25 protein-coding genes are annotated in these 25,838 nt (G+C 76.3%); 16 read left to right on the top strand and 9 right to left on the bottom strand.

Annotated features, from left to right (window positions below; translation table 11 throughout):
* The first annotated feature begins 145 nt into the window (after positions 1-145).
* Positions 146-1,060 (top strand): methylenetetrahydrofolate reductase, encoded by a 915-nt coding sequence (locus PGB27_RS03645; protein WP_274198959.1) that lies wholly within the window; start codon positions 146-148, stop codon positions 1,058-1,060.
* A 29-nt stretch (positions 1,061-1,089) separates the two neighbouring features.
* Entirely contained in the window at positions 1,090-2,184 is a 1,095-nt protein-coding gene (locus PGB27_RS03640) for a winged helix DNA-binding domain-containing protein (RefSeq protein ID WP_274198958.1), read from the top strand.
* Positions 2,185-2,251: 67 nt separating this feature from the next.
* On the opposite strand, the gene PGB27_RS03635 is transcribed toward PGB27_RS03640, so the two are convergent.
* Entirely contained in the window at positions 2,252-3,226 is a 975-nt protein-coding gene (locus PGB27_RS03635; protein WP_274198957.1) for a hypothetical protein, read from the bottom strand.
* Between the two features lie 215 nt (positions 3,227-3,441).
* Here PGB27_RS03635 and PGB27_RS03630 point away from each other — a divergent pair, with 215 nt between their 5' ends.
* Positions 3,442-4,935: a ferredoxin reductase family protein gene (locus PGB27_RS03630; protein ID WP_274198956.1), complete on the top strand. Its 1,494-nt coding sequence runs from the start codon at positions 3,442-3,444 to the stop codon at positions 4,933-4,935.
* 240 nt (positions 4,936-5,175) lie between these two features.
* Positions 5,176-5,457: a DUF3040 domain-containing protein gene (locus PGB27_RS03625; RefSeq protein ID WP_274198955.1), complete on the top strand. Its 282-nt coding sequence runs from the start codon at positions 5,176-5,178 to the stop codon at positions 5,455-5,457.
* A gap of 16 nt (positions 5,458-5,473) precedes the next feature.
* Here the strand turns inward: PGB27_RS03625 and PGB27_RS03620 are convergent, their stop codons facing one another.
* From PGB27_RS03620 to PGB27_RS03610, 3 genes are all read right to left on the bottom strand, one after another.
* Positions 5,474-6,157, bottom strand: coding sequence for a hypothetical protein (locus tag PGB27_RS03620; protein ID WP_274198954.1), 684 nt, complete (start codon positions 6,155-6,157; stop codon positions 5,474-5,476).
* Between the two features lie 7 nt (positions 6,158-6,164).
* Positions 6,165-6,371 carry a hypothetical protein gene (locus tag PGB27_RS03615; RefSeq protein WP_274198953.1) on the bottom strand — a complete coding sequence of 69 codons (207 nt, stop codon included), beginning with the start codon at positions 6,369-6,371 and terminating at the stop codon, positions 6,165-6,167.
* A 95-nt stretch (positions 6,372-6,466) separates the two neighbouring features.
* Positions 6,467-7,165 carry an IclR family transcriptional regulator gene (locus tag PGB27_RS03610; RefSeq protein ID WP_274198952.1) on the bottom strand — a complete coding sequence of 233 codons (699 nt, stop codon included), beginning with the start codon at positions 7,163-7,165 and terminating at the stop codon, positions 6,467-6,469.
* A 57-nt stretch (positions 7,166-7,222) separates the two neighbouring features.
* On the opposite strand from PGB27_RS03610, the gene leuC reads away from it, so the two are divergent.
* The 7 genes from leuC to PGB27_RS03575 all read left to right on the top strand — a co-directional run bounded on the left by leuC (position 7,223) and on the right by PGB27_RS03575 (position 14,292).
* On the top strand, positions 7,223-8,659 hold the full coding sequence (gene leuC / locus PGB27_RS03605) for a 3-isopropylmalate dehydratase large subunit (RefSeq protein ID WP_274198951.1): 1,437 nt from the start codon (positions 7,223-7,225) through the stop codon (positions 8,657-8,659).
* Positions 8,660-8,687: 28 nt separating this feature from the next.
* Positions 8,688-9,281 (top strand): 3-isopropylmalate dehydratase small subunit, encoded by a 594-nt coding sequence (gene leuD, locus PGB27_RS03600; protein WP_274198950.1) that lies wholly within the window; start codon positions 8,688-8,690, stop codon positions 9,279-9,281.
* Positions 9,282-9,386: 105 nt separating this feature from the next.
* On the top strand, positions 9,387-9,797 hold the full coding sequence (locus tag PGB27_RS03595; protein WP_274198949.1) for a response regulator transcription factor: 411 nt from the start codon (positions 9,387-9,389) through the stop codon (positions 9,795-9,797).
* A gap of 41 nt (positions 9,798-9,838) precedes the next feature.
* Positions 9,839-10,891: a HEAT repeat domain-containing protein gene (locus tag PGB27_RS03590; RefSeq protein ID WP_274198948.1), complete on the top strand. Its 1,053-nt coding sequence runs from the start codon at positions 9,839-9,841 to the stop codon at positions 10,889-10,891.
* Positions 10,888-12,417, top strand: coding sequence for a glycosyltransferase family 2 protein (locus tag PGB27_RS03585; RefSeq protein WP_274198947.1), 1,530 nt, complete (start codon positions 10,888-10,890; stop codon positions 12,415-12,417). Before PGB27_RS03590 ends, PGB27_RS03585 begins: the two co-directional genes overlap by 4 nt.
* Positions 12,407-13,615, top strand: coding sequence for a sensor histidine kinase (locus PGB27_RS03580; RefSeq protein ID WP_274198946.1), 1,209 nt, complete (start codon positions 12,407-12,409; stop codon positions 13,613-13,615). Before PGB27_RS03585 ends, PGB27_RS03580 begins: the two co-directional genes overlap by 11 nt.
* Positions 13,612-14,292: a glycoside hydrolase family 16 protein gene (locus tag PGB27_RS03575; protein WP_274198945.1), complete on the top strand. Its 681-nt coding sequence runs from the start codon at positions 13,612-13,614 to the stop codon at positions 14,290-14,292. The genes PGB27_RS03580 and PGB27_RS03575 overlap by 4 nt, the downstream gene beginning before the upstream one ends.
* On the opposite strand, the gene glxA is transcribed toward PGB27_RS03575, so the two are convergent.
* From glxA to cofC, 4 genes are all read right to left on the bottom strand, one after another.
* The gene (gene glxA / locus PGB27_RS03570) at positions 14,273-16,210 is read right to left on the bottom strand and encodes a radical copper oxidase GlxA (RefSeq protein ID WP_274198944.1); all 1,938 of its coding nucleotides are present in this window, start codon (positions 16,208-16,210) and stop codon (positions 14,273-14,275) included. The genes PGB27_RS03575 and glxA overlap by 20 nt on opposite strands.
* 179 nt (positions 16,211-16,389) lie before the next feature.
* Positions 16,390-17,286, bottom strand: a complete 897-nt coding sequence (locus tag PGB27_RS03565; RefSeq protein WP_274198943.1) for an NUDIX hydrolase — start codon at positions 17,284-17,286, stop codon at positions 16,390-16,392.
* Positions 17,283-19,604: an RNA degradosome polyphosphate kinase gene (locus tag PGB27_RS03560; protein ID WP_274198942.1), complete on the bottom strand. Its 2,322-nt coding sequence runs from the start codon at positions 19,602-19,604 to the stop codon at positions 17,283-17,285. Before PGB27_RS03560 ends, PGB27_RS03565 begins: the two co-directional genes overlap by 4 nt.
* 98 nt (positions 19,605-19,702) lie before the next feature.
* On the bottom strand, positions 19,703-20,404 hold the full coding sequence (gene cofC / locus PGB27_RS03555) for a 2-phospho-L-lactate guanylyltransferase (RefSeq protein WP_274198941.1): 702 nt from the start codon (positions 20,402-20,404) through the stop codon (positions 19,703-19,705).
* A gap of 160 nt (positions 20,405-20,564) precedes the next feature.
* Here cofC and PGB27_RS03550 point away from each other — a divergent pair, with 160 nt between their 5' ends.
* The 3 genes from PGB27_RS03550 to PGB27_RS03540 all read left to right on the top strand — a co-directional run bounded on the left by PGB27_RS03550 (position 20,565) and on the right by PGB27_RS03540 (position 22,883).
* Positions 20,565-21,314 (top strand): lysophospholipid acyltransferase family protein, encoded by a 750-nt coding sequence (locus PGB27_RS03550; protein WP_274198940.1) that lies wholly within the window; start codon positions 20,565-20,567, stop codon positions 21,312-21,314.
* Positions 21,311-22,342, top strand: a complete 1,032-nt coding sequence (locus PGB27_RS03545) for an NAD(P)H-dependent glycerol-3-phosphate dehydrogenase (RefSeq protein WP_408629993.1) — start codon at positions 21,311-21,313, stop codon at positions 22,340-22,342. The genes PGB27_RS03550 and PGB27_RS03545 overlap by 4 nt, the downstream gene beginning before the upstream one ends.
* A 67-nt stretch (positions 22,343-22,409) precedes the next feature.
* Positions 22,410-22,883, top strand: a complete 474-nt coding sequence (locus PGB27_RS03540; RefSeq protein WP_274198939.1) for an ATP-binding protein — start codon at positions 22,410-22,412, stop codon at positions 22,881-22,883.
* Here PGB27_RS03540 and PGB27_RS03535 read toward each other — a convergent pair.
* Positions 22,880-23,542, bottom strand: a complete 663-nt coding sequence (locus PGB27_RS03535; protein ID WP_274198938.1) for a pyridoxamine 5'-phosphate oxidase family protein — start codon at positions 23,540-23,542, stop codon at positions 22,880-22,882. The genes PGB27_RS03540 and PGB27_RS03535 overlap by 4 nt on opposite strands.
* A gap of 69 nt (positions 23,543-23,611) precedes the next feature.
* Between PGB27_RS03535 and pdxR the strand changes: the two genes are divergently transcribed.
* Entirely contained in the window at positions 23,612-25,036 is a 1,425-nt protein-coding gene (pdxR, locus tag PGB27_RS03530; protein ID WP_274198937.1) for a MocR-like pyridoxine biosynthesis transcription factor PdxR, read from the top strand.
* A complete protein-coding gene (locus tag PGB27_RS03525) occupies positions 25,021-25,818 on the top strand; it encodes a tryptophan 2,3-dioxygenase (RefSeq protein ID WP_274198936.1) in 798 nt (265 codons plus the stop codon). Before pdxR ends, PGB27_RS03525 begins: the two co-directional genes overlap by 16 nt.
* Positions 25,819-25,838: the final 20 nt, after the last annotated feature.

The following is a 25,838-nucleotide window of genomic DNA, read 5'->3' as shown; positions in this document are numbered from 1 at the left end:
CGCATGGTGGTGCGGGTCACGTCAGGTGGTCATCGTCGTCGGCGACAGGAATCGGGGCCGCGTTCCTGTGGTCCAGCACGAGGACGCGCGACGTGACGCGCGGGGAGGATCGACGCCGTCCCCCTCGTGAGCACCCGGAGGCCCGATGGACACCGGTCCGGTCGACGTCGAGGGGATGCGCGCGACCGCCCGGCGCCTCGCCCGCGCCGTGAGCATCGAGGTGACCCCGCGGGAGCAGGGCGCCCTCGACGACGTCGCGGGCCTGCTCCCGCCCGGGACCCCGGTGTACGTCACCTTCCTCGCGAACGTGGGGTTCGACCGGGTGCTCGCCACGGCGCGGCGGGCCCGCGAGCTCGGCCTGCGCCCCGTCGTCCACCTCGCGGTGCGTGCCGTGCCCGACCTCGACGCGCTGGACCGCACGCTGGGGCGGCTGGTCGACGACGGGGTCCGCGACCTGCTGCTCGTCGCCGGCTCGATCGAGCCGGTCGGCACGATCGACAACACCCTGCAGGTCCTCGAGTCCGCGGAGCTGGCGCGGCGGGCGTTCGCGAGCATCGGCGTCGCCGGGCACCCGGAGGGCAACCCGGGGGTCGACGAGCGCGCCGTCGACGACGCCCTCGCGCGCAAGAACAAGATCGCGGCGGAGTCGGGGCTGCCGCTGCACGTCGTCACCCAGTTCGCGTTCGCGCCCGAGCCGATCGTCGCCTGGGAGCGCCGGGCCCGGGAGGCCGGCAACACGCTGCCCGTGCACGTGGGCCTGCCCGGCCTGACCTCGCCCGCGACGCTGCTGCGCTTCGGGCTCGCGTGCGGGGTCGGCCCGTCGCTGGCGGTGCTGCGCAAGCAGAGCGGCAGCGTTCTGCGGCTCGCGACGCAGACCTACCGGCCCGACGAGACCCTGGCCGGGCTCGTCCGCGCGGCGACCGATGACCCCGACAGCCGGATCGCCGGCGTCCACCTCTTCCCGTTCGGTGCGGTGAAGCGGACCGCGCGGTGGGCGGCGGCGCTGCGGGAGGGACGGGTCGAGGTCCGGGAGGACGGCACGCTCGACGTCGCGGACTGACCGGTGACGGGTGCGGCAGGCTCCCCGTCGTGACCGTCCTGTCCCGCCGCGCCCTCAACCGGGCGACGCTGGCCCGCCAGCTCCTGCTCGAGCGGTCGACGCTCGGCGTGCTCGACGCCGTCGCCCACCTCGGCGGTCTGCAGGCCCAGGAACCGCAGGAGCCCTACACCGGCCTGTGGTCGCGGCTCGCCGGCTTCGACCCCGCCGAGCTGTCCGACCACGTCGCCGAGCGCCGCGCCGTGCGCACCCACCTCATGCGCCGCACCGTGCACCTCGTCACCGCCGACGACGCGCTGACCTGGCGCTCGCGCCACGACGCGATGCTGCGCCAGCGGATGCTCGGCGTGTACCGGGCGGAGCTCGCGGCGGTGGACCTCGACGAGCTCGCCGCCGCGGGCGCGCCGTTGATCGCCGACGAGGCCCGCACCCTGCCCGACGTGGGCCGCGCGCTCGCCGACACCTGGCCCGGCGTGCCGCCCCGGGTGCTCGGCGAGGCCGTCGGCACGCTCGTGCCGGTGGTGCAGGTGCCGCCGCGCGGGCTGTGGGGGCAGGCGGGGCCCGCGCGCTGCCTGCTCCTCGCGACGTGGCTGGGGCGGCCGGTGGACCCGCTCGCCGCGGAGGGCACCGACCCGGTGGGGGAGGCGCTGGTGCTGCGCTACCTCGCGGCGTACGGCCCGGCGGCGTCGGCCGACCTGCGCGCCTGGTCGGGGCTCGCCGGGCTGCCGGCGGCGGTGGCGGCCGTGCGCGACCGCCTCGTGAGCTTGCGCGACGAGCGGGGCCGCGAGCTGCTGGACCTGCCCGACGCGCCGCGCCCCGACCCCGACACCCCGGCCCCGGTGCGGTTCCTGCCGGCCTTCGACAACGCGGTGCTCGGCTACGACGACCGCACCCGGATCATCGACGACGCCGACCGCGGCCTGTCGGTGGCCGGCGAGCGCGTCGTCCTCGTCGACGGCCGGGTCGCGGCGCGGTGGACGGTCACCGACGGCACCGTCGAGGTGACGCCCCTGCGTCGCTTCTCCCGCGCCGACCGGACCGCGGTCGCCGAGGAGGGCCGGGGGCTCGCGGGCTTCCTGTCCGCGGGCGCGCACCACCGGGTCCGGGTGGCGGCGTCGCCGGGCTGAGGTCCCGGAGATCACGAGCACGTGGTGCACCGTCGCGGGAACGGCGCGGTGCACCACGTGCTCCTGATCAGCTCCGCCCCGCGCCCCACCAGGCGAGCCCGGCGGCCAGCGCGTCCTCGGCGAAGGCCCCGGGGAGGTCGGAGCCGAAGCGGTCCGCGGCGATCGCGCGCAGCCGCTGCCCGCCGAAGGCCGCCCCGAGCGCCGCGGCGGCGGCGACGAGCGCGCCCGGGCCGCCCTCGCGGCCGTCGCGCCGCGCCGCCGCCCCCGCGTCCCCGGCGGCGAGGGCCAGGCGCGGGGCGAGGCCGGGCGCGGCCGTGCGCGAGGGGATCGCGGGGTGCTTGTCGCCGGACGCCTCGCCCAGCGCGGCGAGCGTCGCCGCACCGCGCCCGACCCGGCTCCCGAGCACGCCGGCCGCACCCCGGTCGCCCGGGCGCGCCCGCCACGCCAGCGCCGCCGACCCGAAGGTGCTGCGGGCCCCGTTCGCGGCGCCGAGGGCGGCGGCGCGCAGGAGCGAGCCCGCCGTCGCCGGGCGCGGCGCGCCCTCCGGGTGCTCGGCGCGCTCGCGGTCGTCGGCGCGGAAGGTGGCGGCGAGCGTGGCGTGGGTGGCGACGCCGTAGGCGAGGTGCGGGACGACGTCGGCGGCCCAGTCCGCCGATCCCCACCGGCGGGGGTCGGTGAGGCCCAGCCGCGCGGTCGGCAGGTCCGAGGCGGCCATGGCGGCGGCGCCGAGCAGCGGCACGCCGATCACGGCGGGCAGGCGGACCCCGGCGCTGCGCAGGGCGCCGGCCAGGCCGCCGACGGCGACCCCGGTCGCGGTGCCGGCGAGACCACCGAGTCCCTCGAGGCGGTGCTGCCGCTCGCGGCGCCCGCCCGGGATCGACACGTCGGCCTGCTCGGCGAGCGCCGAGACCGTCGCGGTCGGCATGCCGCTCGCGGGCCGGGCACGCAAGGCCATGTCGGCCTGGGTGGTGACGTTGAGCGCGGTGGTGCCGGCGGCGCCGGCGGCGGTGCCGCGGAGGATTCCGGTCACGAGGGAGGTCACGACGAGCGGACTACCCGGCCGCGACGAGCGGGACGCCGGTGAGCGGTCCCTGAGAGTCCCGGCGGCGTCGGCGGGGCGCGAATGGTCCGATCGGGGCAACATCGACAGGGCCAACCGGCGCTCACCGTGCGCGGGTGCCCGCCCGTCTCGCGAGCGGATCGGCACCTCTCAGGAGCGGCGGGTCCGGACCGTCCGCGCCCCTACGGTCACGGATCGTGTCGAAGCGGACGAGACGGGCGCTGTGGACCGCGGTCGCGGTTGTCGTCCTCGTCGGGCCGGCGGTGGTCTTCGTCGCCCGGAACGGGATCGAGGCCGGCGAGCTGGTGGACCTCGGTGTGGTCCTCACGGGGCTGGTCGCGACCCTCCTCATGGTGATCACGACGGTCGGGGCCTCGCGCCTGCGGTCGCTGACCACCGCGCTCGGGATCGACCGCGTGATGGGCGGGCACCGGTGGCTCGGCGTGGCCGCGGTGGTGCTGGTCGCGGGCCACCTCGGCCTCGCGGTGATCGAGCGCCCGAAGCTGCTCGACCCGTTCGCGGCCTCTGCGGGCATCCAGTTCGGCTACGCCGCCTTCGCCGGCATGCTGCTGCTCGCGGGCGCGGCCGCCTGGGGCCGCCGGCGGGGCACGCGCTACGAGTGGTGGGCGCGCCTGCACGTGGCCGCCGCCGCGCTCGCGCTCCTGCTCGCCGGGCTGCACGTCGTCTGGCTCGGTGACCTGCTCGAGGACCCCGTGATGCGGGTCGTGCTGTCGGCGCTGGCCCTGCTGCTGATCGTCGTCCTCGCGCGCCGGTGGGTGTGGCAGCCGCTGTTCACCCAGCGCGGCGCCTACGTCGTGTACGGCGTGCGCCACGAGGGCCCGGAGGTGGCGACGCTCGCGCTCACCCCGGTCTTCCGGCGCCGCGGCCTGCGCTTCGCGCCGGGCCAGTTCGTGTGGCTGCGCCTGCACCGGCGCGCCGTGGGCGTGCAGGAGCACCCGTTCACGATCGCCTCGAGCGCCGAGCTCACCGACCGCCTCGAGCTGACCGTCCGCGCGACCGGCGACTTCACCCGCGCGCTCGCGCGGATGGAGCCCGGCCGCAAGGTGTGGCTCGACGGCCCGCACGGCAGCTTCACCCCGGAGACCACGGACCGGGTCGACGGTCTCGTGCTCGTCGCGGGCGGGGTCGGGATCACGCCGATGATGAGCATGCTGCGCACGCTCGCCGAGCGCGGCGACCGCCGCCTGCACCGCCTCGTGCTCGCCGAGCGGCCCGACCAGCCGCTGTTCGGGCCCGAGCTCGAGGTCCTCGCGCGGCGCCTCGACCTCGAGGTCCTGCGCACCGCCGGGCGGCGGGTCGACGCCGACCTGCTCGCCGAGGTGCTCCCGCGCGCCCGCGGCCGGCTCGAGTACTACGTGTGCGGGCCGCCGTCGCTGCTCTCGGGCACCCTCGCGGCACTCGACCAGCTCGGCGTGCCGCCCGGGCGGATCCACAGCGAGCAGTTCGGTTGGACCGGCGCGCTGCCGGTGCCGGCGGCCGCCCGGCCCGCGACGGCCCCGGAGGCCCGCACCGGGGACGTGCCCGGTCCCCGCGGCCCCCGCCGGACCCGCAGCGGCGGTGCCGAACCGGCCGGCTCCCCGGCCGACCGGCTCCCGACCCACCCGTCCTTCCCGATCCCGGCGATCGACGCCGGGCGGGGCACCGTCTCGTCCGGCGACGGGCGGTCGTGACCGGCCGCCGGGCGGCGCACGACCGCCGCGACCCGGGCCCGGGCGGGCCGACGGACCCGCCGGTCCGCCCGCCCCCTCCGGGGCTCCGGTCGCCGATGAAGGGCGACGTCTCGACGTGACGTCGTCGTCCTGCCGTTTCGCCTGCTCCACGCCCGGTCATCCCCCGGGTGATCCGGCGACCACGGCCCGTCAACCCACGTCGGCGCCCGGTCGCCGGCGGCTCGCCGAAGGGGTCTCCTGGTGCTCGACGAACGAGAGCAACGCATCCTGGCCGACATCGAGCGGCAGATCGAGGCCAGCGATCCCGCGCTGGCCCGCCGGGTCCGGACGAAGGACGAACGTCGCTCGTACTGGCGGGCCGTCTCCGTGCTCGTGCTCGGCGTCCTGCTCGGGCTGGGCCTGGCCTCGCTGGGCCCGGTCGGCCACGGCCTCCTGCTCATCGTGACCTCGGCGGTCCCGCTGGCCCTGTGGCACTGGCGCCGTCCCGGCTCGACCCGTCCGGGGTCCACCCGCCCGTCGTAGGGGCGGGCGCCCGCGATCACGCCGGGAGCGGCGGGAGGTCGGGGCGCAGACCCTCGAGCAGGCGGTCGACCACCCGGTCCAGACGGGCCGTCGCCACCCGGTCGCCGAGGCGGCGGGCGGGGAGGCCCAGCACGGACTCGTCCCGCACCCGTCCGGCGAGCGCGCCGACCTCGCGCTCGGCGAACGCGGCGGGGGAGCTCGCGGGCAGGACGTGGACGGGCACGCCGTACCGACGCTGCAGCGCGCCGACCAGCGTCTCGCCGAGCCCCGTCATGCGGCGGGCCCGGGCGGCGCCGATCACCGCGCGCCGGGCCGACGCGACGGCCAGGGAGCCGCCCGCGACGCGGCGCAGGACCTCGTCGGGCGACAGGAGGAACAGGACCAACGGGTAGGAGTGCTCCCCGCGCCACCCCTCCTCGTGCTCGACGACGCGCCCCCACAGCGCCGTGCAGCCGAGGATCCCGGTCCGCCACAGCATGTCGGTCGCGAGCCGGTGCGGGTGGTCGAGCGCGTAGAGCCCGCAGCCGCAGCCCCACGCGGGGGCGTCGCCGCAGCCGCGGTGGCAGACCGCGGTGAGGGCGGCGCGCGCCGGCCAGGTGGCCGCCGCCAGGGGTGACTCGAGGACCGGGCCGTCGTCGTCGGCGCCCAGGCGCCAGACCCGCCAGCCGCCGACCGGTGCGGCGAGGTCGGGCGCGGTCACCCCGGGATCACGCGCCGGCGACCGGCGTGGACCTCGGGCGCCTCCCTCGCGTCTGCCGCCGCCGACGCTCCGGCAGCGGCGCCGCGTCCCGGCCGGGCGTCGGGCGCGGTCGCGGGTCGGGCAGCGCGGCGGCCACGTCGGGGAAGTCGCCGTCGGGCACCGGGCTCACGACCGGCTCGACGTGCAGGACACGGACGGGTTCGCCGAGGTACATCAGGACTCCCTGATCGGCTGCGTGGCACAGATCTCACTCGATCGGTCGAACGTACCGCACGCGAGGGCCGATCGGGCCGTCGGTGGCGCGCGACCTCAGCGGGACGCGACGAGACCTTCGAGCTGCCGGGCCGCCGCGAGCAGGGCGTCCGCCCAGCGCGCGCCGGGCCGGCGGCCGATCCGGTCGACCGGGCCGGACACCGACACGGCCGCGACCACCGCGCCGGTCGCGTCGCGCACGGGAGCGGACACGCTGGCCACGCCCGCCTCGCGCTCGGCCACGCTCTGGGCCCACCCGCGGCGGCGGACCTCGTCGAGCACGGACTCCGGGAAGGCCGAGGTCCGGTCGCGCGACCACGCCGCGAGGATCTTGGCACCGGAGCCCGCGGCCATCGACACGCGGACCCCGACCGGCACCGTGTCGCGCAGCCCGCTCGCCGGCTCGGCCGCGGCGACGCAGACGCGCGCGGTGGGGTCGAGGCCGTCGCGGCGGTAGAGCTGGACGCTCTCGCCGGTGAGGTCGCGCAGCTGGGGAAGGACCTCCTCCGCGGCCGTGAGCAGCGGGTCGCCGTGACCGTGGGCGAGCTCGCCGAGCGCGGGCCCGGGGCGCCAGCGGCCGTCGGCGTCGCGCGTCAGCAGCCGGTGGGCCTCGAGGCCGACGGCGAGCCGGTGGGCCGTCGCGCGCGGCAGGCCGGTGCGCTCGCAGAGCTCACCCAGCGCGCACGGCGTCGCCGCGGCCGCCCGCAGGACGACCACCGCCTTGTCGAGCACGCCGATACCGCTACCCTGTCCCACAGGACGACATCGTAGTCCCACGGTGTGGGATTTCTGGGTGTGGAAGAAGGCGGAGAAGTGGGACGCACGCTCGCGGAGAAGGTCTGGGACCAGCACGTGGTCCGCCACGGCCAGGGTCAGGAGCCCGACCTCCTCTACATCGACCTCCACCTCGTCCACGAGGTCACGAGCCCGCAGGCGTTCGACGGCCTGCGCCTGGCCGGGCGGCGCGTGCGGCGCACCGACCTGACCCTCGCGACCGAGGACCACAACGTCCCCACCAAGAACCTCCACCTGCCGATCGCCGACGAGACCTCGGCGACCCAGGTGTCGACCCTGCGGCGCAACTGCGAGGACTTCGGGGTGCGCCTGTTCCCCATGGGCACGCAGGACCAGGGGATCGTGCACATGATCGGCCCGGAGCAGGGCCTGACGCAGCCGGGCACGACGGTGGTCTGCGGCGACTCGCACACCTCCACCCACGGCGCGTTCGGCGCGCTCGCCTTCGGGATCGGGACCTCCGAGGTCGAGCACGTGCTCGCCACCCAGACGCTGCCGCTGCGGCCGTTCAAGACGATGGCGATCGAGATCTCCGGGACGCTGCGCCCGGGCGTGACCAGCAAGGACGTCATCCTCGCGGTCATCGCCCAGATCGGCACCGGCGGCGGGGCGGGCTACGTGCTCGAGTACCGCGGCGAGGCCGTGCGGCAGATGTCGATGGAGGCCCGCATGACCATGTGCAACATGTCGATCGAGGCGGGCGGGCGCGCGGGCATGATCGCCCCGGACGAGACCACGTTCGCCTACCTGCGCGACCGGCCCCACGCGCCGAAGGGCGAGCAGTGGGACGAGGCCGTCGCGGCCTGGCGCGAGCTGCGCACCGACGACGACGCCGAGTTCGACGCGGTCGTGCACATCGACGCCGACGCGCTCACGCCGTTCGTCACGTGGGGCACCAACCCCGGGCAGGGCCTGCCGCTCGGCGAGTCGGTCCCGGACCCCGCCACCATGGGCGACGACGACGCGGCCGCGACGCGCAAGGCGCTCGAGTACATGGCCCTGGAGCCCGGCACGCGTCTGCGCGACATCGCCGTCGACGTGGTCTTCCTCGGCTCGTGCACCAACGCGCGCATCGAGGACCTGCGCGCGGCGGCGGAGGTCCTCAAGGACCACCACGTCGCCGACTCGGTGCAGATGCTCGTCGTGCCCGGCTCGATGCAGGTCAAGGCGCAGGCCGAGGCCGAGGGCCTGGACGCGGTGTTCACCGAGGCCGGCGCCGAGTGGCGCTCCGCGGGCTGCTCGATGTGCCTCGGCATGAACCCCGACCAGCTCTCCCCGGGCCAGCGGTGCGCGTCGACGTCGAACCGCAACTTCGAGGGCCGGCAGGGCAAGGGTGGGCGCACCCATCTCGTCTCGCCGCTGGTCGCCGCGGCCACGGCCGTGCGCGGCACGCTCTCCTCGCCCGAGGACCTGATCGACGACCGTGCCGGTACCACCACGCTGCAGCCCGCCTGACGGGCGCGGCGACAGCCAGGAGGACGATATGCAGGCCTTCACCACCCACACCGGCATCGGCACGCCGCTGCGCGTGTCGAACGTCGACACCGACCAGATCATCCCGGCCGTCTACCTCAAGCGCGTGACGCGCACGGGGTTCGAGGACGGCCTGTTCGCCTCCTGGCGCCTCGACCCGTCGTTCGTGCTCAACACCGAGCCCTACTCGCGCGGCTCCGTGCTGGTCGCCGGCTCGGACTTCGGCACCGGGTCGTCGCGCGAGCACGCCGTCTGGGCGCTCATGGACTACGGCTTCCGGGCCGTCATCTCGTCGCGCTTCGGTGAGATCTTCAAGGGCAACTCGTCGAAGGCCGGCCTGCTCGCGGCCACCGTCGAGCAGTCCGACGTCGAGCTGCTATGGAAGAAGATCGAGGAGCGCCCGGGCCTGGAGCTCACCGTCGACCTCGAGGCGTGCACGGTGACCGCCGACGACCTCACCGTGCGCTTCACCGTCGACGAGTACACCCGCTGGCGGCTGCTCGAGGGCCTCGACGACATCGACCTGACCCTGCGCCACGCCGAGGACATCGACGCGTACGAGGCGCGGCGGCCGGCGCACAAGCCGGTGACGCTCGCGACCTGAGGGTCTCCCCGAGCCGCACGACGAGGACGTCGAGCTCGCCGTCCCGCCCCGGGCGCCGACGCCCCGCGGGTCCGCTCGCGCGCTGGTCCATTCAGCCTCCTATGATTGGGCCGTAAGACGGAGCGCGCCCAGGGGGTGGCGGTGGCGACGGTGCTGGTGGCCGACGACGACCCGGACGTCCGGGACGTCGTGGTGTTCAAGCTGGAGCAGTCCGGGCACGACGTGCTCGTCGCGGAGGACGGCGGCGCCGCGCTCGACCTCGCCCGCCGTGCGTGCCCCGACCTCGCGGTCCTCGACGTGATGATGCCGCGGATGACCGGCCTGGACGTGTGTCGCGAGCTGCGCGCCGATCCCGCGACGTCGGGGATGCCGATCATCCTGCTCACCGCCCGCGCGCAGGAGGGCGACATCGAGACCGGGTTCGCGTGGGGCGTGGACGACTACCTGACCAAGCCGTTCAGCCCGCGCGAGCTGGACAGCCGCGTCCGGGCCGTCCTCGCGCGCAGCGCGCGGTGACACCGCGGGCGGGCCCGGTCGTCGATCGGACGGTCCTGCTGGTGGCGGTGCTGGTCCTGGTCGTGGTGCTGGCCGTCCTCGCCGTCGTCCTGCTGACCGGGCGCTGGTGGCAGCGCCGGGCCGCCGCGCGGCGCGCTGCCCGCATCGCCCCCGGGCGACCCGCGCTGGTCGCGCTGGCGGCCGGCGACGGGGACCCGACCCTCCTGGACCGGCTGGCCACCCTGCCGCGGTCGCAGTGGCGCGCCCTCGAGCCGGTCGTGGTGTCGATGCTCGGGAAGCTGCGCGGCGACGCGCGCGGGGTGCTCGTGGGCCTGCTCGAACGGCGGGGTGCCGTGGACCGCGCGCTCCGCGACGCCCGCCGCCGCCGGCCCGCCGTGCGCGCCCGGGCGGCGCACCTGTTGGGCCTGGTCGGCGGACCCGGCGCCACGGCGCGCCTGGTCGTCCTCCTCGCGGACCGCGACGCCGACGTCCGCGCCGTCGCCGCCCGCTCGCTGGGACGTCTCGGCGACCCGTCGGCCGCGTCGCCCCTGGTGCGCGCCCTGACCGGGACGAGCGCCGGCGTACCCCACCAGGCCGTCGTGCCGGCGCTCGCCCGGATCGGCCCACCGGCCCGCACGGCCCTCCTGGCCGCCGCGGACCACCCCGACCCGACGGTGCGGGCCCGTGTCGTGGAGGCGCTCGGCCTGGTCGGCGCCGTCGACGCCGCCCCGCGCCTGGTCCGGGCGCTGGAGTCCGACGGCGCCGCGGACGTCCGCCTGCGCGCCGCCCGGGCCCTCGGGCGGCTGGGGGTCCCCGCGGCGGTCGACCCGCTCCTCGCGGCGACCGGCGGCCACGAGCCGACGGCGCTGCGCGTGACCGCCGCCCAGGCGCTGGGCGTGCTCGGTGCCCGCCGCGCGGTGCCCGTCCTCGCCGGGCTCGTCGCGGACCCGCACCACTGGGTGGCCCACACCGCCGCGGCGGCGCTCGTCGCGGTCGGCCCCGACGGGGTGGCCGCCCTGCACGAGCTGGGCCGGGCCGCCGACCGGTGCGGCGTGGCGGCGGAGCACGCGCGCGAGGCGCTCACCGCGGCGCCCGGGGCGGGGGCGGCGGCGTGACGGTCCTCGACGTCGTCTCGGTCCTCGTCGTCGCGACGAACTGGGTGGTGCTGGGCTACTTCGTCGCCCTCAACACGAGCTACCTCGTCCTCATCGCGCTCGCGGTGCGGGAGTTCCGGCACCACCTGCGGCGGCGCGCCTGGGCCGACCTCGACGACGCCTACGCCGACCCCCTCACCCTCGGGGTGTCGGTCGTGATGCCGGCGTACGACGAGGAGGCGACGATCGTCGAGAGCGTCCGGGCGATGCTCTCGCTGCAGCACCCGCGGTTCGAGGTGGTCGTCGTCGTGGACGGCGCGAAGGACCGGACGTTCGAGGTGCTGGTGGAGCACTTCGACCTCGTCGAGGTGCCCCGCGTCGTCCCCGACGACGTCCCCACCCGCGGCGCCGTGCGGTCGGTGCACGCGCCGCGCGCCGCCCTGCCCCTCGTCGTGGTCCACACCGAGAACGGCGGCAAGGCGTCGGCGAACAACGCCGGCATCAACGCCGCGCGCCACCCGCTGGTCTGCATGGTCGACGCGGACTGCGTCCTCGACCCGGACGCGCTGCTGGCGATGGCGCGGCCCTTCGCCGACGACCCCGAGCACGTCGTCGCGGCCGGCGGTGTCGTCCGCGCCGTCAACGACAGCCCCGTCAGTGCCGGCCGGGTCACCGAGGTGCGCATGCCCCGGCGGTGGATCGCGCGGATCCAGGTCGTCGAGTACCTGCGGGCGTTCCTCCTCGGCCGGTCCGGGTGGTCGGCCGTGGGTGCCCTGGTCGTCATCTCGGGCGCCTTCGGGCTGTTCCGCCGGGACACCGTGGTCGAGGTCGGCGGGTTCGACCTGGACACCCTCGGCGAGGACGCCGAGCTGGTCGTCCGCCTGCACCGCCACCTGCGCGCGGCGCGGCGTCGCCACCGGCTGGTGTTCCTGCCCGAGCCGGTGGCGTGGACGGAGGTGCCCGAGACCGTGCGGGTGCTCGGCCGGCAGCGGCGGCGCTGGTCCCGCGGCCTCGTCGAGACGCTGTGGCGTCACCGGACGATGATCGGCAACCCGCGCTACGGCGCCGTCGGCGTGCTGGCGCTGCCGTTCTACGTGCTGTTCGAGCTGCTCGCACCGGTCGTCGAGATCGGCGGGCTGGTCGCGCTGCTCCTGGGGCTCCTGCTGGGCGCGATCGACGGGACGTTCGCCGTGCTGTTCTTCCTCGTCGCCGTCGGTTACGGCCTCGCGCTGAGCCTGGTCGCGCTCGTCGTCGAGGAGTTCTCGTTCCACCGCTACCGCGGCTGGCGCGACCTCGCCGCGGCGCTCGGGGCCACCGTGGTGGAGAACCTCGGCTACCGGCAGGTGACGGCGTGGTGGCGGCTGCGCGGGCTCGTCGACTCGCTGCTGCGGCGCCGCGCACGGTGGGGACAGATGACGCGGGTGGGCTTCACCGCCTCCCCGGCCCCGACCCCGACCCCGACCCCGGGCCCGACCCCGGCCCCCGGCGGCCCCGTCCCCGCGGCCGGCCCCGTCCTCGGACCCGTCGAGGTCGTGGATGCCCGCTGACCAGCTCGACCGCGACGCCCTGCTCGCCCCCTACGACGTCGACGGTGCCCTCGACGAGCCCGACCTGCGGTCGGTGGCCGCGCTCGCGAGCCACGTCTGTGGCGTGCCGTACGCCGTCGTCAACCTCATCAGCGAGCACTTCCAGCACCAGGTCGCCGCCGTCGGCATCACCCCGGCGGTCTGCGCCCGGGAGGACGCGATGTGCGCGGTGACGATCGAGACCCCGGAACCGGTCGAGGTCCCCGACGCGCGTGCCGACCCGCGGTTCGCGGCGAACCCGTTCGTCACCGGGCGCCTCGGCCTCGTCCGCTTCTACGCCGCGAGCCAGCTGCGGTCGCCGTCGGGGGCGGTGCTGGGCACGCTGTGCGTGTTCGACGAGGCGACGGGGGAGCTGACCGACGCCCAGCGCCACGCCCTCGACCTGCTCGCTGGGCAGGCCGTCGCCGCGCTGGAGCTCCGCCGTGCCTACCGGGCGCTCACCGCGACGACGCGGGACCTGGCGGACGCCCGCGACGAGCTCGAGCGGTCCAACAGCCAGCTCGCCGCGTTCGCCGGCCAGGTGAGCCACGACCTGCGCAACCCGCTCGCCGGGGTCGTCGGCTTCCTCGAACTGCTCGCCGACCACCCCGCCGTCGACGCCGGACCCGCGGCGGGCCGGCACGTCTCCCGCGCCCTCGCCGCCGCCGGCCGGATGCGCGAGATGGTCGACGACCTCCTCGCCTACGCCCGCGTCGGCGGCACCCTGCGCGTCGGGCGCGTCGACCTCGGCGAGCTGCTGCGCGAGGTGCTCGACGACCTCCCGCCCGGCACCCTCGACGCCGCGCAGCTCGACCTGGGCGTCCTGCCCCCGGTGCGCGGGGACCGGACGCAGCTGCGGGCCGTGCTGGCCAACGTCGTCGCCAACGCCGTCCGGTACGCCCGTCCCGACCGCCGCCTCGTGCTGCGGGTGCGGGCGCGGCCGGCGGGCGACCGGTGGGTGGTGGAGATCGCGGACAACGGCCGTGGCGTCCCCCCGGCCCGGCGGGAGGAGGCGTTCGCGCTGCTGCGGCAGGTCCACGAGCCGGGCACGGTCGACGGCGGCTCGGGCATCGGGCTCGCGACGTGCCGGCGGATCGTCACCGCGCACGGCGGGACGATCGCCCTCGACGACGGCCTCGACGGTGGGACGACCGTCCGGATCACCCTCCCGTCCGCGTGAGGGCGTCCCTGCTCGCCCTCGTGCTCCTGCTCGCGCTCACCCCGGCGTGCGAGGCTGCCCCGGTGGACGCCCCGGGCCCCGGCGGGTTCGTCGAGGAGTTCGACGGACTCGACCCGCAGCGCTGGACCCGCGGCGACCACGCCCTCGGCCGGGGCCGGGTCGACCCGGCGAACGTGCGGGTGACCGGCGGCCGGCTCGAGCTCGTCCTGCCGGCGGGACGGCTCGACGGGGCCGAGGTGGCCACCGGGCCGCTGCCGGCGACGGGCGTCGCCACCGCCCGCCTCCGGGTGGCCGACGCCCCGGGCTCGCTCACGGGCTTCTTCTTCTACGCCCCGCCCGACCTCGCCCACGAGGTCGACATCGAGGTCCACGGCGAGCGCCGGGGGCGGGTGCTGTTCACCACCCACGCGGGGGGCCGGACGACCCACACCACCGAGCAGGAGCTGGGCTTCGACCCCACGGCCGACGCCCACGAGTACACGATCACCCGCGCACCCGGCACGGTGACCTTCGCCGTCGACGGCCGCGCGCTCGTCACGTGGACCGACGGTGTGCCGGGGGAGGCCCTGCCGCTCTACCTCAACGCGTGGTTCCCCACCTGGCTCGACGGCGGCCCGCCGGCCTCGGACCGGGCCACGACCGTCGAGCGGGTGACGTTCACCGCGGAGGTGCGCTGACCGACACCATCCTCGCCACCGAGGGCACGCCGCGGTCGTCGACGAGGAAGAGCATGTACGGCCCGGGCGGGGTGAGCGCCGGGTTCTCCGGCACGTGCACCGACACCCCGTCCGCGGTGGGGGCGACGTCGAGGGCCACCGAGCGCATGTCGGTGGTGGTCACGTGCGTCGCCGTCGACGCCTTGATCAGCCGCGCGGCGCGGATGTGCCCGGCGTCGGGGGTCGGGATCGTCGCCGTCTGGTCGCGGGCCAGGGTCGGCGGCGCCTCGGTGATCGTGGGGCGCGCCCCCTGGAACAGGTAGGGCGGGCTGTAGATCTCGATGCGCTGCTCGAAGGTGCCCGGGACGAGGTTCTGCTCGTCGTCGAACAGCGGGTCCGAGCCGGCGGTGAGCACGCGGCCGTCGGGCAGCAGGAGCGCCTCGGTGTGGTAGTCGCGGCCGACGGCCGGGTCGGCGGCGGGGGCCAGCGCGCCGGTGTCGGGGTGCAGCAGCCGTGCGATGTGGTTGTTGGTGCCACCCTTGCCGCGGTAGTCCCGCGAGCCGCCCGAGATCAGGAGGGTGTCGTCCGGGAGGTCGACGAGGTTCGGGTAGCGCACGCCCTCGGGCAGCGCCGGGCCCGGGGTGAAGTGCGGCGCCGGGTCGGTGAGGTCCAGGTAGTCGATGCGCCCCGTCGAGCGGGGGCTCTCGCCGACGCCGCCCCCGCCCACGACGGCCATCCGCTGGTCGTTGACCGGGCCGAGGAACGCCGAGCCGGCCGTCTCGAGCAGGTCGGGATCGCGCAGGCCGGGGATCGCGGTGAAGGCGCCGGTGTCGAGGTCCCAGAACCCGGGCTCGCGGCCCCGGTCGGCCGGGCCGTAGCCGGCGTTCGCGCCGGTGTAGACCATCCGCCCGGCCCGCGCGGTCTCGAAGATCGCCGGGTAGGTCGGGAAGTAGTGCTGGAGGTCCTTGCGCTCGGTGAAGGCGTTGGTCGTCGGGTCGAAGACCTCGGTCTGCCCGGCGAGGACCTCGCCGACCCCGTCGAGCCCGGCCGTCGTCAGCACCCGGCCGTCGGACATCGGCGTCAGCGTCGCGTACCAGCGGTGGAACTCCATGTCCGAGACCCGCGACCACGTCTCGCCGACCGGGTCGAACGTGTACGCCTGGTCCGTGCCCTGGTAGTCCTGCTTGCGCAGGGTCATCGCCTGGCCCTGCCCGTAGACGTTGCGCGCGACGTCGGGCGGCAGGCCCTCGACCTGGTACTTCTCCGGCGGCGTCACCGCGGCGGGCCCGGGGTCCACGGCCTCGACGAAGACCTGCTCCTCCGAGGCGGTCACGGTCGTGCGCCGGCCCTGCCCGGTCTTCTGCGCCGGGTCGAGGCGGACCTCCTGCGTCGCGCGGTAGCGCAGCCCGGTCGGGCCGACGAAGACCGTCCCCGCGGGGAGCACCCGCGGGACGTTCGGGTCCTCGTTCTTGACGGTCATCGCGCCCGCGGCGTTGGTCACCGCGCCGTCGAGCTTCTCGTAGCGCTGGGTGCCGCCCGCGACGAGCAGGCGGCCGTCGGGCAGCGTCGTCTGGCCGCCGCAGAACATGTCGTCGGGGACCGGGATCATCCGCGTCCGCCCGGTGGCCGGGTCGTAGAGCAGGCTCTTGAGCGCCCGCGTCGCGAACATGTCCTCCTTGTTGCCCGACCCGGCGATCAGCAGGACCTTGCCCGACGACAGCAGCGCCGCGTGGATCGCGTTGACCCGGCTCTCCTCGGGGACGTCGACGACGTCCCAGTGCCCGTACTGCCGCACGTACTCCGGGCTGTTGATCAGCTGCTCGTGCCGCCACTCGCTGATGTAGGACCACGCCGGCGGGACGTTGACGCCCAGGAGGACGACCGCCGCGACCACGACGAGGACGGCCTGTCGGACACGCCGGGAGTTCGACGGACGCACCGGGGAGGGCTCCTGCGGGGTCGGCGGCAACGACGGCCGCTGCCGCTCGGAGGGCAGCGGGAGGGGGAGGGGCTGGGGGTGCGGGCGACGTTAGCCCAGGCAGGAGGCGTGACCGCGCCCGCCCCGATCCCTCCCCGTCCGTGCTCCGAAGACCGGTTCGTCCTGCGACGGAGATCTCGTCAGACGGCGGCGTCGCGGACGTAGTCGGCGGCGACGAGGTCGCCGGCGGGCGTGAACGACAGGACCCAGACACTGCCCTTGCGGCACGGCGGGTCGGTGAGGTCGCGCTCGGCGACCGGGGGCTCGTCGGCCGCGGCCGCGAGCACGCGCACGAGGTGCGGGATGCCGTCGCCCTGGGCGCACACCGCCGCGGTGGCCTCGCCGGCGACGAGCTTCGCGAGCGTGGCCCGCGCCGGGCCGTCGTCGCGCGCCACCGCGCCGTCGCCGAGCTCGGGGGCGTCGTGGACGGTCAGCCCGGTGGCCTCGGCGTAGGGCTCGAGCGTCTGCCGGCACCGGGTCTTCGGCACCGCGTGGAGCACCTCCACCCCGAACCGCGCGAGCAGCGCGACCAGGTGCTGCGCCTGCACCCGGCCCTCGTCGACGAGGGGGCGCTCGCTGTCCGGGCCCTCCCACTCGGAGCGCTTGCCGGCCAGCGCGTGGCGCACGAGCAGCAGGGTGCGCAGGTCCGCCGGGCGCGCGGTGAAGGCGTCGAGCACCTCGCGGTCGGAGGGGTAGCTCAGCAGCGCCGACGCCTCGGCAGGTGGCAGCCAGCGCAGCTCGTCCGTCTCGTCACCCGGGTGGAAGTGGCCCTCCCCGGCGCGCGCGGCCCAGAACTCGACGACCTTCTCCTCGCCGTTCACCGCGTAGCGCACGGTGCGCAGGTGCCGGCCGAGCACCGCGGCGAACCCGGTCTCCTCGGCGAGCTCGCGGACCGCGGCGTCGGCGCGGGACTCGCCGGGGTCGACCTTGCCCTTGGGCAGGCTCCAGTCACGGTGGTGCGGGCGGTGGACGACGGCCACCTCGACCCCGTCGGCGGTGGGACGCCAGAGGACGGCACCGGCAGCGTGGGTGGTCACTTGTCTCCCTGCCGCCGCGCCAGCAGCTGGACCTGGTGGTCGCAGACGGCCATCCCCTCGTGGTCCTGGCCGGACGCGACCGGCCAGGGGTCCCAGGAGCCGTCGGGCTGGAGGACCCAGCACCGGGTCGACGGGGCCGTCGTCGAGTCCAGCACGAGGTCGAGCTGGGCGGTCAGGCGAGGGTCGGTGACCGGGACGAGCAGCTCGACGCGGCGGTCGAGGTTGCGGTGCATCATGTCGGCACTGCCGATCCAGTACTCGTCGGCGCCCACGAAGTGGAAGATCCGCGAGTGCTCGAGGAAGCGCCCGAGCACCGAGCGCACCCGGATGTTCTCCGACAGGCCGGGCACCCCCGCCCGCAGCGAGCACAGCCCGCGCACGACGAGGTCGATCGACACCCCGGCGGCCGAGGCGCGGTAGAGCGCGTCGATGACCTGCTCGTCGACCAGCCCGTTGACCTTGATCCGGATGCCGGCGGTCTCGCCGCGCTCGGCCCGCTCGCGCTCGCCGTCGATCCGCTCGACGATGCCGCGCCGCAGGCCGTAGGGCGCGACGAGCAGCTTGCGGTAGGAGGTGCGCCGGGCGTAGCCGGTGAGCACGTTGAACAGGTCGGTGAGGTCGGCGGCCACCGTCTCGTCGGCGGTGAACACGCCCATGTCCTCGTAGAGCCGGGCGGTCTTCGGGTTGTAGTTGCCGGTGCCCAGGTGGCAGTACCGCTTGATCGTCGAGCCCTCCTGGCGCACGACGAGCACGGCCTTGCAGTGGGTCTTGAGGCCCACGAGGCCGTAGACGACGTGCACGCCCGCCCGCTCCAGCGCCCGGGCCCAGCCGATGTTGGCGCGCTCGTCGAACCGCGCCTTGATCTCGACCACGGCCACGACCTGCTTGCCGGCCTCGGCGGCGTCGATCAGCGACTCGACGATGGGGGAGTCGCCGGAGGTGCGGTAGAGCGTCTGCTTGATCGCCAGCACCTTGGGGTCCGCCGCGGCCTGCTCGATGAAGCGGTGGACGCTCGTGGAGAACGAGTCGTAGGGGTGGTGCACGAGGACGTCGCCCTCGCGCAGGGTGGCGAACACGCTCTTCGGCGTCTCGCCCTCGCTGAACGCGGGGTGCGTGGCCGGCACGAACACCGGGTCCTTGAGCTCGGGGCGGTTGAGGCCCTGCAGCTCCATGAGCGCCGAGAGGTCGAGCAGCCCCGGCACCTTGACGACGTCGTGCGGGTCCACGTCGAGCTCGCGCAGCAGGAGCTCGAGCATGTGCTCGCTCATCGTGTCGGTGATCTCGAGGCGCACCGGCGGGCCGAAGCGCCGCCGCGCCAGCTCCCGCTCGAGGGCCTGCAGCAGGTCCTCGTCGCGGTCCTCCTCGACCTCGAGGTCGGCGTTGCGGGTCACGCGGAAGACGTGGTGCTCGGTGACCCGCATGCCCTCGAAGAGCTGGTCGAGGTTCTCGGCGATGAGGTCCTCGATCGGCAGGAACCAGGCCTGGCGGTCGGTGTCGCCGACGCCGTCGGTGTCGGCACCGGGGTCGGGGTCGCGCCCCACGCGCACCAGCCGCGGCACGTTGTTCGGCACCTTCACGCGGGCGAAGTGCTCGGTGCCCGTCTGCGGGTCGTGGACGGCGACCGCGAGGTTCAGCGACTGGTTGGAGATGTAGGGGAACGGGTGCGCCGGGTCGACGGCCAGCGGCGTGAGCACCGGGAAGACCTGGCGGGCGAACCAGTCCGACAGGCGCGGGCGGGCCGCCTCGGTGACCTGCGACCAGTCGATGATGTGGATGCCGGCCTCGGCGAGGGCCGGGGCGACCTCGTCGAGGAAGACCCGTGCGTGCTTGTGCGCGAGCTCCTGGGTGCGGGCGGAGATGCGCGCCAGCTGCTCGCGCGGGGTGAGGCCGTCGGCGCCCCGCACGGCGAGCCCGGCCTGGTCGCGGCGCTTCAGCCCGGCCACGCGGACCATGTAGAACTCGTCGAGGTTCGACGCGAAGATCGCCAGGAACTTCGCCCGCTCGAGCAGCGGCTGGCTGGGGTCCTCGGCCAGGGCGAGCACGCGCGCGTTGAACTCGAGCCACGACAGCTCGCGGCTGTCGTAGCGGTCCGGGGGCAGGTCCGCGGCGGCCGCCGGGCCCGCGGTCGGGGCCGCCGGGGCGCCCGGCGTGCGACGGACGCTGCGGGTGGTCTCGTCCGCGGCGGCCGGCGGGCGGGGACCGGTGAGGTCGGCGGCGTCCGCGTGCGCGCCGTCCGCCTCCCGCTCGAGCACGCCGTGGGTCTCGTCGGCCGACCCGGGGGCGGCCGTGGACGTCGCGGAGGAGGCGGGATGGCTCACGACGTCCGATGGTGCCCGAGGCGGCGGCCGGCCGCGAGCGACCGCGACCCGTGCCGCGTCCTCCCGCGTCCTCCCGCGTCGTCCCGTGGCCGCGTCGGTCAGTAGCCGCCGGGTGCCGGCGCGTGGTCGGCGACGGGCGCGTGGTCGTCGGACCAGGCCGACGTCGCCGGCCCGGTGCCCAGCGCGCGGGCGCGGGCGAGGTCGGCCGCGGTGTCGACGTCGCCGCGCAGCCCCGGCCAGTCGCCGTCCAGGGCCACCGCGCCGGACCGGGCGTGGGCCCGCGCCGAGCCGGGGCCGAAGCGGGGCCACAGCGAGCGCCCGGGAGCGGCGATCAGCAGCGTCGTGCCCGTGCCGTCGTGGTCGGCGACGAAGGCCGCGTCGACCCCGCCCGCGAACAGCGCCGACGCCCGCGCCAGCGCGTCGTCGAGCTCCTCGGGCCGCAGGGCCGGCAGGTCGGCCTGGAGGGCGGCGACGGCCCGGGCGCCGGGGCGGTACAGGTGCGCCGCCCCGCGCAGGACGGCGGCGTTGAGCCCGCCGCCCTCGTCGGGCACGAGCTCGCGCGGCTCGCCGGCGGCACCCAGGCGGCCCGCGGGCTCGGCGGTGACGACGACCAGCCGCCCCACGCGGCCCGCGGCCCGGGCGGCGCGCAGGGTGTCGCGGGCCAGGGCGAGCGCGAGGGCGCGGTGGGCCTGCTCGCGGTCGACGTCGTCGCCGGGGAGGTCGGCCACCGCCGGCGCGAGACGCGACTTGGCCCGGCGGAGCTCCTTGACCGGCACCACCAGGTCGACCGCGACGTCCACCGCCCCAGTCTGCCCCCGGTCGGCGCAGCGGGGACGGAGCGAGTGACGGTGGCGGGTCTCGCTGGACCGCTCGCCGGGCCCGGGAGAGACTGCGCGCGTCGGGGCGGACTCCTCCGTGCCCGAACCGAATCCCGAGAACGCAGGCGGAGGTGGCGAGCCGGTGGCACGGGCGCGCGAGAAGGGCGGGCCGTGGGTGGCGCTGGCCGCCGCGGTCTTCTATCCCCTCACGTGGCTGCTGGCCAGGCGCCGCATGGAGGGCCTCGAGCACGTGCCCGCACAGGGGCCTGCGCTGCTCGTGTGCAACCACGTCTCGTACCTGGACCCGGTGTACACCGCGGTGTTCGTGCACCGCGCCCGGCGTGTGCCGCGCTTCCTCGCCAAGGCGTCGCTGTGGAAGGTGCCGTTCTTCGGTCGCGTGCTGAGCGGGAGCCGCCAGATCCCGGTGAGCCGGGGCTCCGCGGACGCTGGGGCCAGCCTCGAGGCGGCGCGTGCGTCCTTCGACGACGACGGCGTCGTGGTCATCTACCCCGAGGGCACCATCACCCGCGACGAGACCGGGTGGCCGATGGCGGCCCGGTCCGGCGCGGCGCGCCTGGCGCTGCAGGGCGAGGGCGTCCCCGTGGTCCCGGTCGTGCACTGGGGCACGAAGTCGGTCTACGACCACTACCGGCGCCGCTTCCGGCCCTCGCCCCGCAAGACGATCACCGTGAAGGCGGGCGAACCGATCCCCATGGACGACCTGCGCGCGCGGGTGCGCGACGCCGAGCCCGGACGCGAGCGCAGCGCGGAGGTCTCGGCGCTGCGCGAGGCCACCGACCGCATGATGACCGCCGTGCGCGAGCTGCTCGGCGAGGTCCGCGGCGAGCCGGTGCCGGCGCCCGTCCGCGGGTCGCGGGGCAGCGAGCAGTGAGCACGGCACCCCCCGACGGCGTGGCGCCCCTGCGGCGGGTCGCGGTGCTCGGCGCCGGGTCCTGGGGCACGACGTTCGCCAAGGTCCTGGCCGACGCCGGCACGCCCGTGACGCTGTGGGCGCGGCGGGCCGAGGTCGCCGAGGCGGTGGCGCGCGAGCACCGCAACCCCGAGTACCTGCCCGACGTGACGCTGCCCGCGGAGCTCGCCGCGACCGCCGACGCCGACGAGGCGCTCGCCGGCGCCGAGGCCGTCGTGCTGGCCCTGCCCGCCCAGCGGCTGCGGGAGAACCTCGAGCACTGGCGCCCGCACCTGCCCGAGGGCGTGACGCTGGTCAGCCTCGCCAAGGGCGTGGAGCGCGGCACGCTGCTGCGGATGAGCGAGGTGATCTGCCAGGTCACCGACGCCGGCGCCGACCGCGTCGCGGTGGTGTCCGGGCCGAACCTCGCGGGCGAGATCGCCGCCGAGCAGCCGACCGCGACCGTCGTCGCGTGCCGCGACCACGACCGCGCCGTCGCCGTGCAGCACGCCTGCTCGACCGGCTACTTCAAGCCCTACACCAACACCGACGTCGTGGGCTGCGAGCTCGGCGGGGCGTGCAAGAACGTCATCGCGCTCGCCTGCGGGACCGCGGTGGGTCTCGGCTACGGCGACAACACCATGGCCTCGCTGATCACCCGCGGTCTCGCCGAGATCTCCCGGCTCGCGGTCGCCCTGGGCGCGGAGCCGCTGACGCTCGCCGGCCTCGCGGGCATGGGCGACCTGGTCGCGACCTGCTCCTCGCCGCTGTCGCGCAACCGCCGCTTCGGCGAGGCGCTGGGCCGCGGGATGAGCGTGGCCGAGGCGGAGGAGGCCAACCACGGGCAGGTCGCCGAGGGCGTCAAGTCGTGCGACGCGATCAGCGAGCTGGCCCGCCGCCACGGCGTGGACACCCCGATCGTGGACGCGGTGCGGCGGGTGTGCGACGGCGAGGTGTCGGCCAAGGAGGTCGGCGACGAGCTGATCAACCGGGAGCTGAAGGTCGAGTAGCGGATCTCCCCGGGTCGAGCGCCACCCCTCACGTTTGCCGCCACCGGGCCCGGGAACACTGGCCGGGATGGACGTGCTGCAGCGCATGGGACCGCGGACCGCGCCGGCGACGGCGGTGGCTCCGCTGGAGCTCTGCGCGCTCGCCACGACCGAGAACGCCGCGACGCTGCGCCGCCGTTTCCGCTGCTGGGTCGGCGACATCACCGACGTCGACACCGCCGACGACCTCGCGCTCGCGGTGTACGAGGCGCTCGCCAACGTCGTCGACCACGCCTACGCCGACCGCGGCGCGCCGGGCCTCATGACGCTGTGGGCGGCCGTGTCCTGCCCGCTGCTGACCGGCCGCGACCTCGTCGTCACCGTCGTCGACGAGGGTGCCTGGCGTCAGAGCACCGGTCCCGGCTGGCGCGGGCGCGGGCTGCCGCTGATGCGCGAGCTGATGCACTCCACCGCCGTGCTGCCCGGCGAGCAGGGCACCACGGTGCAGCTGCGTCGCCGCGTGCCGGTCCCCGCGCGGGCCGAGGCCCTCGTCCGCGCCTAGACCCGGAGCGTCGTCCCGCGGCGGGGGACGTGGGCCGGGACGGGCGTGTCCGCCGGCAGCGCGGGACAGGTCGTGATCTCGGCCACGCGCGTCTCCAGCCGCACCACACCGGCCCAGCGGTCGTCGCCGGCCGCCACCGCGTCGCCGTCGCCGGGCGGGCCGGTGCGGACCTTCACGCTGGCCTCGTCGAGGTCGACGGCGATCACCGACGTCGCGGCCATCTCCTTGCGGCTCGGCGCCTCGGCGTGGTCCTCCTGGCCCGGCGCGACCTGCGCCACGAGCGCCCGCAGCGCGGCCAGCGCCTCGTCCGGGTCGGTGACGCGTCGGGCGTGGCCGCGCACGACCGCGCTGCGGTAGTTCGCGGAGTGGGTGAACCAGCGGCGGGCGTAGACGAGCCCGTCGATGAGCGTGACGGTGACGCACACCGGCTCGTCGCCGCGCAGGCTCCCCGCGCCGCTCGATCCGTGCAGGTAGAGCGTCTCGCCGAGGCGGGCGTGCAGCGTCGGCAGCACGACGGGCTCGCCGTCGACGACGCGGCCGAGGTGCGCGACCAGGGCCTCGTCGAGGACGGCGTGCAGTTCGGCACGGTCGCTGCGCTGGCGGTCGCGGTGGCGGCGGACCCGTGAGCGGTCGGTGGGGGAGAGGGGCGGTGCGGTCACGCGCACCATCGTCGACGCCGAGGTGGCATCCTCGAACGGCCACTTCGGCGCGGAGTCAGGAGGCCACTCGTGCGCGGCGTGTCCCCGGAGCTCGCCCTCCCGCTCGACCGGAGCGCGCCGACCCCGCTCGCCGTGCAGCTCGCGGAGGGGTTGCGCGGGGCGGTGGCGCGCGGGGCGCTGCGGGTCGGCGAGCGGGTGCCCTCGACCCGCGCGCTGGCGACGGAGCTGGGCGTGAGCCGCACGGTCACCGCCGCCGCGTACGACCAGCTCGTCGCCGAGGGCTGGCTCGGCCCCCGCCGCGGCGCGGGCACGTACGTGCTGGCGACGGCCCACGTGAGCGAACTCCCGAGCTATCGCTCAGAAGTTCGCTCACGTGGGGTGGAGCCGGTCGACCTGCGCCCCGGCGTCCCGTGCCTCGCGGTCCTCGACCGGCGGGCGTGGCGCCGGGCCTGGCGGCGTGCCGGGGACCGGGACCCCACCGCCCGCCCCGAGCACGCCGGGGTGCCCGCGTACCGCGAGGCCGTCGCGCGCCTGCTGCTCCACCACCGCGGGCTGGCCGCCGCGCCCGACGACGTGCTCGCCACCGCGGGCACCACCGACGGGCTCGCCGAGATCGTGACCCTGCTCCGGGTGCGGACCGGGCGGGCGCCCCGCGTCGCGGTCGAGGAGCCCGGCTACCCCCGCGCCACGGCCCTGCTGCGGGACGCCGGCGCGGAGCCGGTCGGCGTGGGCGTCGACGGCCAGGGCGTGCGGGTCGACGACCTCCCGGCCGGCGTCGACGCCGTGTACCTGACGCCCGCGCACCAGTACCCGCTCGGCGCCCGCCTGCCCGTCGCCCGGCGCGCCGCGCTCGTCGCCCGTGCCCGCGCCGAGGGCCTGCTGCTGCTCGAGGACGACTACGACGGCGAGCTCCGCTACGACGTCGCCCCGCTGCCGCTGCTCGCGGGCCTCGCGCCCGACGTCACCGTGCACCTCGGCACCACGAGCAAAATCCTGACCCCGGACCTCGGCGCGGGCTGGATGGTCGCGCCGCCGGAGGTCCGCGACGAGGTGCTGGCGCGGCGGCGGGCCACGTCGGTGCGCCCGTCGCCGGCGGGCCAGCAGGTGGTCGCCGCCCTGCACGCCGACGGCGCGCTCGCCCGCCACCTCGCCCGCCTGCGCCGCGAGCTCGCCGCGCGCCGGGCCCGCGTGGTGGACGTGGTGCGGGCGGCGGGGCACGCCGTGCGCGGCGACCGGGCGGGCGCGCACCTCGTCGTCCCGCTGCCCGACCGGTCGACCGAGGACGCCGTGCTCGCCGACGCCACGCACCGGGGCCTGCTCCTCGTCGGCCTCGTCGAGACCCACCTCGACCCCGGCGCCGCGGACGCCGCGCGCGGGGTGCTCGTCGGCTGGGCGGGGCCGGCGGCGTCGGACCTGGACGGGGCGCTCGCGCGACTCGGGGACGTGCTGGGGGCCCGTCGGGGAGGAGGATCGGGGGCGTGGCCGAGTCCCTGACCTACGGGCAGTACCTGCACCTCGACGAGCTGCTCGGGGCGCAGCACCCGCTCTCGCGTCCCGAGGCCCACGACGAGCTGCTGTTCATCGTCCAGCACCAGACCTCGGAGCTCTGGCTCAAGCTGGCGCTGCACGAGCTCACCGGCGCGTGCGACGACCTGGCCCGCGACGACCTCCCGCTCGCCCTCAAGCGCCTGGCGCGCGTCAAGCACGTCCAGAAGCAGCTCATCGAGCAGTGGTCGGTGCTCGCGACGCTCACGCCCACCGAGTACCAGCAGTTCCGCGGGTTCCTCGGGACGTCGTCGGGGTTCCAGAGCTACCAGTACCGGGCCGTCGAGTTCCTGCTCGGCGCCAAGGACCCGGCCATGATCGAGGTGCTGGGCAAGGACGAGGCCGCGCGGGCCCTGCTCACCGCCGCGCTGGAACGGCCCAGCCTCTACGACGAGTTCCTGCGCCTGCTCGCGCGCCGGGGCCACCCCGTGCCCGCCGACCTGCTCGAGCGCGACGTCCGCGCGGCGCACGAGGAGGACCCGCGGCTGGTCGAGGTGTTCCGCGCGATCTACGACGCGCCGGAGCGGAACTGGGACGTCTACGAGGCGTGCGAGGAGCTCGTCGACGTCGAGGACAACCTGCAGCTCTGGCGCTTCCGCCACCTCAAGACCGTCGAGCGTACCATCGGCTTCCGCACCGGCACCGGCGGGACGACCGGCGCCTCGTTCCTGCGCCGCGTCCTCGACCTGACATTCTTCCCCGAGCTCTACGCCGTGCGGACGGCGCTGTAGCAGCGCGTAGGCTCCGCCGC

This window comes from Actinomycetospora lemnae, assembly GCF_028737315.1.
GTDB classification, from domain to species: Bacteria; Actinomycetota; Actinomycetes; order Mycobacteriales; family Pseudonocardiaceae; genus Actinomycetospora; species Actinomycetospora lemnae.
This window is presented reverse-complemented; position numbering and strand designations above follow the sequence as displayed.

What these genes read in the sequence shown, in the direction of transcription:
- leuD (WP_274198950.1), top strand. Translation starts at nt 8,688, where the DNA reads ATGCAGGCCTTCACCACCCACACCGGCATCGGCACGCCGCTGCGCGTG.
- PGB27_RS03540 (WP_274198939.1), top strand. Translation starts at nt 22,410, where the DNA reads ATGGACGTGCTGCAGCGCATGGGACCGCGGACCGCGCCGGCGACGGCG.
- PGB27_RS03580 (WP_274198946.1), top strand. Translation starts at nt 12,407, where the DNA reads ATGCCCGCTGACCAGCTCGACCGCGACGCCCTGCTCGCCCCCTACGAC.
- PGB27_RS03615 (WP_274198953.1), bottom strand. Translation starts at nt 6,371, where the DNA reads ATGTACCTCGGCGAACCCGTCCGTGTCCTGCACGTCGAGCCGGTCGTG.
- PGB27_RS03645 (WP_274198959.1), top strand. Translation starts at nt 146, where the DNA reads ATGGACACCGGTCCGGTCGACGTCGAGGGGATGCGCGCGACCGCCCGG.